Annotated in this window: 2 protein-coding genes; both read right to left on the reverse strand. The window is 74.0% G+C overall.

Annotation, left to right across the window (positions count from 1 at the left end):
* Positions 1–1,483, reverse strand: a 1,483-nt coding sequence (locus ACFZAX_RS35210) for a beta-ketoacyl synthase N-terminal-like domain-containing protein (RefSeq protein WP_390967029.1), incomplete at its 3' end; no start/stop codon positions are given.
* Positions 1,484–1,610: 127 nt separating this feature from the next.
* Positions 1,611–9,602, reverse strand: a complete 7,992-nt coding sequence (locus ACFZAX_RS35215) for an SDR family NAD(P)-dependent oxidoreductase (protein ID WP_390967031.1) — start codon at positions 9,600–9,602, stop codon at positions 1,611–1,613.
* Positions 9,603–9,638 lie beyond the last annotated feature (36 nt).

The raw sequence follows: 9,638 nt of genomic DNA on the forward strand, positions 1-9,638 counted from the left end.
GGCCCAGCAGACGACCCGCCTGCTCCCTCAACGCCACACCACTGCGCGCGGACAACACCAACGGCACAACAGGCAACGGGACACCCACAACACCGCCCGCATCACCCTCCCCGACCACCGGCGCCTCCTCGATGATCACGTGCGCATTGGTACCGCTCAGCCCGAAGGCCGAGACCGCGGCCCGGCGCGGGCGTCCGAGGTCGGGCCAGGCGATGGCTTCGGTGAGCAGGGAGACATCACCCGTGGACCAGTCGACGTTCGGTGTCGGGCCGTCCACATGGAGGGTGCGGGGCAGGATGCCGTGGCGGATGGCCTGCACCATCTTGATGACTCCGCCGACGCCGGCGGCGGCCTGGGCGTGCCCGATGTTCGACTTGATCGAGCCCAGGTACAGCGGTTGGCCGGCCGGGCGGCCCTGGCCGTACGTGGCGAGCAGGGCCTGTGCCTCGATCGGGTCGCCGAGGGTGGTCCCGGTGCCGTGCGCCTCGACCGCGTCGACCTGGTCGGCGGTGAGCTGGGCGGCTGCGAGGGCCTGGTGGATGAGCCGTTGCTGTGCCGGGCCGTTGGGAGCGGTGAGGCCGTTACTGGCCCCGTCCGAGTTGACGGCGCTGCCCCGGACCACGGCGAGCACCGGGTGTCCGTGGCGCCGGGCGTCGCTGAGCCGTTCGACGACGAGCATGCCGACGCCTTCGCCCCAGCCCGTACCGTCGGCGGCCGCCGCGAAGGACTTGCAGCGGCCGTCGGGGGCGAGGCCGCGTTCCTGGCTGAAGCCCACGAAGGAGGTGGGTGTGGCCATCACCGTGACGCCGCCGACCAGGGCCAGGTCGCACTCCCCCGTACGCAGCGACTTGACCGCCCAGTCGAGCGCGACGAGGGAGGAGGAGCAGGCCGTGTCGACGGTGACGGCCGGTCCCTGGAGCCCGAGGGTGTAGGAGATTCGTCCGGAGGCGACGCTGGCCAGGCCGCCGGTACCGCCGTCGGTGGCGTAGTCGTGGTAGACGACGCCGGCGAACACGCCGGTGAGGGAGCCCTTGAGGGAGAGCGGGTCCACTCCGGCGTTTTCCAGGGCCTCCCACGACGTCTCCAGCAGCAGTCGCTGCTGGGGGTCGGTCTCGCGGGCTTCCTTGGGGCTCATTCGGAAGAAGTCGGCGTCGAACAGGTCCGCCTCGTGGAGGAAGCCGCCCTCGCGGGCGTACGTGTGTCCGGGTGTGGCGGGTTCCGGGTCGTACAGGCCGTCCACGTCCCAGCCTCGGTTGACGGGAAAGGCCGTGATGCCGTCCCGGCCCTCGGCCACGAGGTCCCACAGCTCGTCGGGAGAGGTCACGCCGCCGGGGTAGCGGCAGCTCATACCGACGATCGCCATCGGCTCGTGTTCCCTGGCCTCTGCTTCGCGCAGACGGCGCTTCACCTGCCGCAGGTCCGCCGTGGCCCGCTGGAGGTAGTCGCGAAGCTTGTCCTGGGTTGCCATCTGTACCTCAACCAATCTCGGTGCGGGTGTCGGCCGTGCCGGGCGGTACCGGTGCCGTGACCGGCGGGGTGCGCGAACGGGTAGTGCGTGTCGGTGACGGGGCGGGCTGGGCTCCGCCCGGCCCACGGGTGTCGTCGGGGGGCTAGAGGAGTCCGATCTCCTGGTCCAGCACGTCGAACAGTTCGTCGTCGGTGACGGCGTCGAGTGCGTCCTCGTCGCTGGTGCGGCTGTCGGCGCCACCGTGGGTGTCCTGCCAGCGGCGCAGCAGCGCCTCCAGCCGGGACGTGATGCGCGGGCGGGTCCCGGCGTCGGGCTGTGCGGCGGTGAGGCTGGCGTCGAGCTGGTCGAGCATGGCCCACAGGCTTTCGGAGGCGTCCTGTTCCCCGGACCCGTCATCGATCAGTCCGGTGAGGTGCGCGGCGACGGCGCGGGAGTCGGGGTAGTCGAAGACGAGGCTGGCGGGGAGGCTGAGGCCGGTGGCGCTGCCGAGCCGGCGGCGGAGTTCGACGGCGGCCAGTGAGTCGAAGCCGATGTCCTGGAAGGCCCTGTCCGCGCCGACCGCCTCGGGGCTCGGGTGGCCGAGCAGGGTGGCGACGTGGGAGCGGACGAGCTCCAGCAGAATCCGGCCCCGCTCCTCCTCGCTCCGGCCGGCGAGGCGGCTGCGCAGTTCGGCGGCGGCGGAGCGGCCCGTGCCCGGACGGGTTCCGGCGCGGCCCGGCGTGCGGACCAGTGTGCCGAGTACGGGGGGCAGGTGGCCGGCGAGGGCGCGCAGGGCACCCTGGTCGGGGTGGAGGGCGAACAGTGCGGCGGCCGGGGTGCGCAGCGCCTCGTCGAGGAGTGCCGTGGTGCGCGCGGCGCTCAGCGGCAGCAGCCCGGCGCCCACGGTGGCGTTCTCCGGGGCGAGGGCGACTGCTGTCGCGGGGAGGCCGAGGGCGTGCCGGTGCCGGGCGAGGGCGTCCAGGAAGGTGTGCGCGGCTGCGTGGTGGGCCTCTTCGGCGCCGTGGACGAGACTGTGGGCCGAGGTGAGGAGGACGAAGGCCGACAGGTCGAGGCCGGTCGTCAGCTCGTGCAGGTTCCATGCGGCGTCGCCGTGCCGCCGCAGCGCCTCGTCGAGGAGGTGCGGGGTGCGTTCGCCGATCGGCGCGCCTTCCCCGGCGGGACCCAGGTGGACGACGGCGGTGAGCGGGGTGCCGTCGGGGATGCCGGACAGGAGGGCGGCCAGGGCCGCACGGTCGGCGGGGTCGAGGTCGCTGACGACCGTTTCGGCTTCGGTGCCCGCGGTGAGCGCGTCCGCCTCCTCGGGGGTGGTGGTGCCGTCGGCGACGAGGACCTGCCTGGCACCGAGTGCGGTGACGAGGCGGCGGACCAGGGGGGCGCCCGTCGCGGAGAGTCCGCCGGTGACGAGTACCGTGCCGCCCGCCGCGGGGGCGGGCGCCTCGGGGCCGGGTTCCGCGGGGACCAGTTTCGGCAGCAGCACGGTGCCGCCCCGGACGGCGAGTTCGTCGGCTCCGGTGGCGAGGGCGTCCGGCAGCGCGGTCGCCGAGGCGTCCAGTCCGTCCACATCGGCGAGGACGAACCGTCCGGGGTGTTCGCTCTGCGCGGCCCGGACGAGACCCCATACGGCAGCGTGCCGGACGTCCGGCGCCTCGTCCCCCGCCGCGACGGCGTGCCGGGTGACGACGGCCAGCCGGGTGGTCCCTCCGTCCGGCGCGTGGCTGAGGAACTCCCTCAGGTGGGCCAGCACGTCGGCCGCGTGCGTACGTGCGGCCTCCGGCTGGTCGCCGGCCGGGGCGGCCAGAGGCAGCAGGACGAAGTCGGGGGTGTCCGCGTCCAGTGGACGGCGCGGGTCGAAGACCGGAAAGGGAAGGCCGGTTCGCGGGTCGTCGAGGGGCCCGGCGGCGGCGAGGACGGCAGTTCTGGATCCGAGGTCGGCGATGTCGACGGGTGCGGGCGTCCACTCCAGCCGGTACAGCGCGCCCGGCGGGGTTCCGGTGGTCAGTTCGGCGGCGGTGACGGGCTTCCACTCGACGTCCTCGGCGGTCAGGACGGGCCGTCCCTCACCGTCCGCGATGTCGAACGACGCGCGGCCCGGGCCGGTCGGGCGGACCCGTATCCGCAGTCCGGTGGCGCCGGCGCGGTGCACCTGTACGCCGGTCCAGGCGGCGGGGTTCAGCGGCGCGTCGCCGTCCGGCTCCTCGCCTGCGGAGAGGGCTCCGAAGCGGGCCAGCTGGACGGCGGCGTCGAGCAGGGCCGGGTGCAGCGCACACTGCTCCCGGGCCGTCTCCTCGTCGAGTACGGCGTCGGCGAACAGCTCGTCCCCGCTCCGCCAGGCGGAGCCGATGGTGCGGAAGGCCGGGCCGAGTCCGTGGCCGAGAGCGAGCAGCCGCTCGTAGAAGGTGCTCGGGTCCACCGGGGTGGCGCCCGCCGGCGGCCAGGCTGCTGCCGTGTCCGCGACCGGTTCGGTGGCGGCCGGGGCGAGTACGCCCCGGGCGTGCCTGACCCAGGCCGGGTCGTCGTCCTCCGCCCGCGCCTCCTGATTCCTGGAGTGGATGTCGACCGTGCGGCGGCCGTCGTCCGCGGGTGCGCCGACGGTGACCCGGAGTTCCGGGCCGGGGCCGGTGGCCAGCGGCAGTTGGGCCGTCACCGTCAGCTCGTCCAGGCGGGGGCAGCCGGTCCCCGTTCCGGCGCTGAGGGCGAGGTCGGCGAACGCGGCGGCGGGTAGAACGGGGGTCCCGAGCAGGTCGTGGTCGTGGAGCCAGGGCAGTTCGGCACTGTTCAGCCGGCCGGTCAGGAGGGCGCCGCCGTCGGGCAGCGCCACGACCGCGGCGAGCAGCGGGTGTTCTGTCGTGCCGATTCCGGCGGCGGTGAGCTCGGCCCCGGCCCGTTCCGGCAGCGCCCAGAACGGTTGGCGGCGGAACGCGTACGTGGGGAGGTCGACGCGGTTCGCCCCGCTCCCGGCGAAGAACTCCGCCCAGTCGACGGGGACATGGCGTACATGGGCGAGCGCGAGGGCTGCGACGAGCTCCGCTGCCTCGTCGCGGTCGCGGCGCGACAGCGGCAGGAACGCGGCGGTGCTCGTGTCGGGCAGGCAGGCGGGGCCCAGGGCGGACAGCGCCGCGTCGGGGCCGATCTCCAGGTAGGTGGTGACACCCGCCTCGTCCAGGGTGCGTACGGCTTCGGCGAACCGCACGGTTTCCCGCACGTGTCCGACCCAGTGCCGGGGGTCGGCGAGGTCGGCGGCCGTCACGACGCGTCCGGTCAGGGTGGACACGAGCGGGACGGACGGTTCGGTCACCGTCATCCCTGCGGCGGCGCGGGCGAAGGCCTCCAGCATGGGGTCCATCAGCGGCGAGTGGAAGGCGTGCGACACCCGCAGCGGTTTGGCCGAGCGGCCCAGCGCCGCGAAGTGGTCCGTCACGGACCGTACGGCGGTGGCGGTGCCCGAGACGACGACGGACTCGGGGCCGTTGACGGCGGCGACGGCGACCTCGGCGGTGAGGAGCGGTGCCACCTCCTTTTCGCTCGCCCGGATGGCGGCCATGGCCCCGCCCTCCGGCAGGGCCTGCATCAGCAGGCCGCGGGCGGCGACCAGCTGTGCGGCATCCGGCAGCGACAGGGCCCCGCTGACGTGGGCGGCGACCAGTTCGCCGATCGAGTGGCCGGCGAGGAAGTCGGGGTGGACGCCCCAGGACTCCAGCAGCCTGAACTGGGCCACTTCGAAGGCGAACAGCGCCGCCTGGGTGTATCCGGTGCGGTTCAGGGCGGCCTCGTCCGCGCGCACGACGTCGGCGAGCGGCCGGTCGAGATGGGCGTCGAGCGCGGCAACGGCCTCGTCGAAGGCACGCGCGAAGACGGGGTGCGCGCGGTGCAGTCGCCCGCCCATGCCGAGGCGCTGGGAGCCCTGGCCGGAGAAGAGGAACGCGGTCGGTCCGCCTCCGGCCCCTCCGGGGTCCTGCGCGGTCACGAGCGAGGGGGCGGTGGCGCCGTCCGCGAGCAGGGCCAGGTCGCGCATGGCCTGAGCCCGGTCGGTGACCAGGAGCGCGGCGCGCTGTTCCAGGGGGGTGCGCGTGGTGGCCAGGGAGTGGGCGACGTCGAGTGCGCTCGCGGCGGGCCTGGACTCCAGGTGGGTCAGCAGCCTGGCGGCCTGGCGGGCCGTTCCCTCGGAGTCGCGGGCCGACAGGAACCACGGCACGGGGGTCGGCGTGCTCTGCTCGGTGGCCGCGGGGGCGGTCGGTGCCGCCGGGGAATCGGCCGCCGGGGAATCGGCCGCCGGCTCCTCGATGATCACGTGAGCGTTGGTGCCGCTGATGCCGAACGAGGAGATTCCGGCGCGCCGCGGACGGTCCAGCTCGGGCCACGGACGCGCCTGCGAGAGCAGGACGACGTCACCCGTCTCCCAGTCGACCTGGGACGAGGGCTCGTCCAGGTGGAGGGAGGCCGGGAGGATGCCGTGCCGCATCGCCTCGACCATCTTGATCACCCCGGCGATCCCGGCGGCGGCCTGGGCGTGCCCGATGTTCGACTTGATCGAGCCCAGGTACAGCGGCTTCCCGTCGACGCGGTCCTGGCCGTACGTGGCGAGCAGGGCCTGCGCCTCGATCGGGTCACCCAGGGTGGTCCCGGTGCCGTGCGCCTCGACGGCGTCCACGTCGGCTGTGCCGAGTCCCGCGTTCGCCAGGGCCTGGCGGATGACGCGCTGCTGGGACGGGCCGTTGGGCGCCATGAGCCCGTTGCTTGCACCGTCCTGGTTGACGGCGCTGCCGCGCAGGACGGCCAGGACCGGATGTCCGTTCCGACGGGCGTCGGAGAGCCGCTCGATCACGAGCATGCCCGCGCCCTCGGACCACGCGGCGCCGTCGGCGGCCGAGGAGAACGAGCGGCACCGGCCGTCGCGGGACAGTCCGCGCTGCCGGGCGAACTCGATGAACGTCTCGGGGGTCGACATGACGGTCACGCCGCCGACCAGGGCCAGTTCGCATTCGCCCGACCGCACGGCCTGGGCGGCCAGGTGCAGCGCGACGAGGGAGGAGGAGCAGGCGGTGTCGACGGCCAGCGAGGGCCCTTCGAAACCGAAGGTGTACGAGACGCGGCCGGGGCCCAGCGAACCGGCAGCGCTGTTGCCCGCGTAGTCGTGGTACATCGTGCCGGTGAAGACACCGGTCGTGGTGCCCTTGAGCGAGAGCGGATCGATCGTCGCCCGCTCCATCGCCTCCCACGCGATCTCCAGCATCAGCCGGTGCTGCGGGTCGGTGGTCAGCGCGTCGTTCGGGCTGATCCCGAAGAAGCCGGGGTCGAAGTCGGCGGCGTCGTGCAGGAATCCGCCGTGGCGTACGTAGCACGTGCCGGGGCGGGTGGACTCGGGGTCGTAGAGCCGGTCCAGGTCCCAGCCGCGATTGCGGGGGAACTCGGTGATGGCGTCGACGGCGTCGTCGACGAGCTGCCACAGGTCTTCGGGCGAGGTCACCCCGCCCGGGTAGCGGCAGGCCATGGACACGATGACGACGGGGTCGTCGTCGTCGGCCGTCGCGGCCACGGCCGCGACGGCCGTGGTGCTGTCGCCCGCGAGGAGGGTGTCGAGGTGTCCGGCGACAGCGCGGGCGTTGGGGTGGTCGAAGACCAGGGTGGCGGGCAGTCTCAACCCGGTCGTGGAGACGAGCCGGTTGCGCAGCTCCATCGCGGTCAGGGAGTCGAACCCGATCTCGGTGAAGGCGCGGTCGGGCTCGACGTCGGCCGCGGACCCGTGGCCGAGCACGGACGCCACCTGGGCCCGCACCAGGTCGACCAGGGCGCGCAGCCGCTCCTTGGGCGGCAGGGCGGCCAGGCGGGACCGTGGCTGCCCGGCCGGTACGGCGGAGGTGGCACGGGCCTTGCGGGGCACCAGGCCGGACAGGATGGGCGACGGCGGCTCCGCCGCGCGCAGGGTCACGAGGTCGAGGCGGACCGGCAGGAGCAGCGCGTCGTCCGACTGCCCCGCCTCGTCCAGTAGCGCCAGTGCGTGGGCCGGCGCGAGGGGTTCCACACCGGAGCGGCTCATACGGCGCAGGTCGGTACCGTCCAGCCCGCTCGCCATTCCGTCGCCGTCGGCCCACAGCCCCCACGCGAGTGATTGACCGGGCAGCCCCAGTCCCTTCCGCCGGACGGCGAGGGCGTCCAGGAAGGCGTTGCCGGCGGCGTAGTTGGCCTGGCCCGGATTGCCGAGGACGCCTGCGACGGATGAGAAGAGCACGAACGCGGAGAGGTCGAGGTCGGCCGTCAGCTCGTGCAGGTTCCACGCCGCGTCGATCTTCGGCCGCAGGACGCGGGAGAGTTGACCGGCGGTGAGCGAGCCGAGGGTGGCGTCCTCCAGCACCCCCGCACAGTGGACGACCGCTGTCGGGGCGTGCGCGGCCAGCAGGGCGCGGGCCGCCTCCCGGTCGGCCAGGTCGCAGGCGGCAACGGTCACTTCGGCGCCCAGACCCTCCAGTTCGGTACGCAGCTCGGTGGCTCCCGGTGCGTCGGGGCCGCGGCGGCCGGTGAGCACCAGCCGTCGGACGCCGTGCCCGGTGACGAGGTGACGGGCTACGAGCGCGCCGAGCGTGCCCGTACCACCGGTGACGAGCACCGTCGCGTTGTCCCCATCGAACGGGGAGCGGTCGGCCGTGGCCTGCTCCCGCGGGACACGGGTCAGCCGGGGCGCCCACACACCGCTTTCCCGGAGCACCGATTCGGGTTCGCCGGAGGCGACCACGGCGGCGACGCCCGAAGGGGCGATGCTGTCGCTGTCCGGGTCGGTGTCCGTGAGCAGGATCCGCCCCGGGTTCTCGCTCTGCGCGGACCGCACCAGCCCTGCGACGGCTGCGGCGGCCGGATGTGTGAGCGTCTCGCCCGGCAGGGCAACCGCGCCCCGCGTGACCACGAGCAGCCGGCCGGCCGCATTCCGTTCGTCGGTCAGCCACTCCTGTACGACGCCGAGTGCACGGGCTGTCAGCTCGTGCGCCGCGGACACCGGATCGCCGACGGGCGGCGGGCATTCCCAGACGAGCACGGCGTCCTCGGACACGGGGCTGCTGTTGCGGTGGTCCCAGGGCACGGCGAGGACCTCGGGGGCGGTGGCCGGTACGAGCGGCGTCCAGCGCAGGGAATAGAGGGAACCGCGTTGCGCCGTCCCGGCCGTGGCGTCCACGGACACCGGGCGGGTGACGAGGGCGCCCACGGAGAACACGGGACGTCCTTCGGTGTCCACTCCGTCCACGGTGACGCTGTCGGCACCGGACGGTGCGATCCTTACCCGGAGGCGGGAAGCGCCGGTGGCGTGGAGGCGCACGCTCTTCCACGCGAAGGGGAGATGCGCCGTCCCCTCGTCGCCGGGTACCGCGTCGGCCCCGTCGAGGAGTGACGCGTGCAGCGCGGCGTCGAACAGGGCGGGGTGCAGGCCGTAGCGCTCGGCGTCCGGGGCCGCGACAGCGGGCAGGGCGACCTCCGCGAAGATCTCGCGGCCGCGCCGCCAGACCGCGTCGAGTCCCTGGAACGCCGGTCCGTACTCATATCCCTGCGCCGCCAACTGGCCGTAGAAGTCTCCCAGTTCCACCGGAGTTGTGTCCTGTGGGGGCCAGGTCGCGGTGTCGGGGGCAGGTGCCGGTACCTCGGGGAGCAGCGCTCCGTCGGCGTGCAGGGTCCACGGCGCGTCCGCCCCGTCGTCCTCGTTCCTCGCGTGCACGGCGACGCTCCTGGCGCCGGTCCCGTCGCCGGCGCCCACCACGACCCGGACCTGGACGCCGCCGCGGGACGGCAGCACCAGGGGTGCGTGGAGAGTCAACTCGTCGAGCACGTCGCATCCGGCCTGCGCGCCCGCGCAGAGCGCCAGCTCGACCAGGCCCGTCCCCGGGAACAGGACGGAGGTGCCTATCCGGTGATCGGCAAGCCAGGGCTGGCTGTCGAGGGACAGCCGCCCCGTGAGCACGGGTCCGTCCGTTCCGGGAAGAGTGACGGTGGCCCCGAGGAGCGGGTGCCCCGTGGTACCCAGGCCGAGTGAGCCTGGGTCGTTGCCGCCGGACTCCGCCTGCATCCAGTACCGCTCACGCTGGAACGCGTACGTGGGCAGGTCGACGCGGCGGGCACCCGTGCCCTCGAAGAGCCGGGCCCAGTCCACCGACACACCACTCACATGCAGCCGGCCCAACGCGGCAACCAC

This window comes from Streptomyces sp. NPDC008125 (assembly GCF_042957125.1).
In the GTDB taxonomy this organism is placed as follows: Bacteria; Actinomycetota; Actinomycetes; order Streptomycetales; family Streptomycetaceae; genus Streptomyces.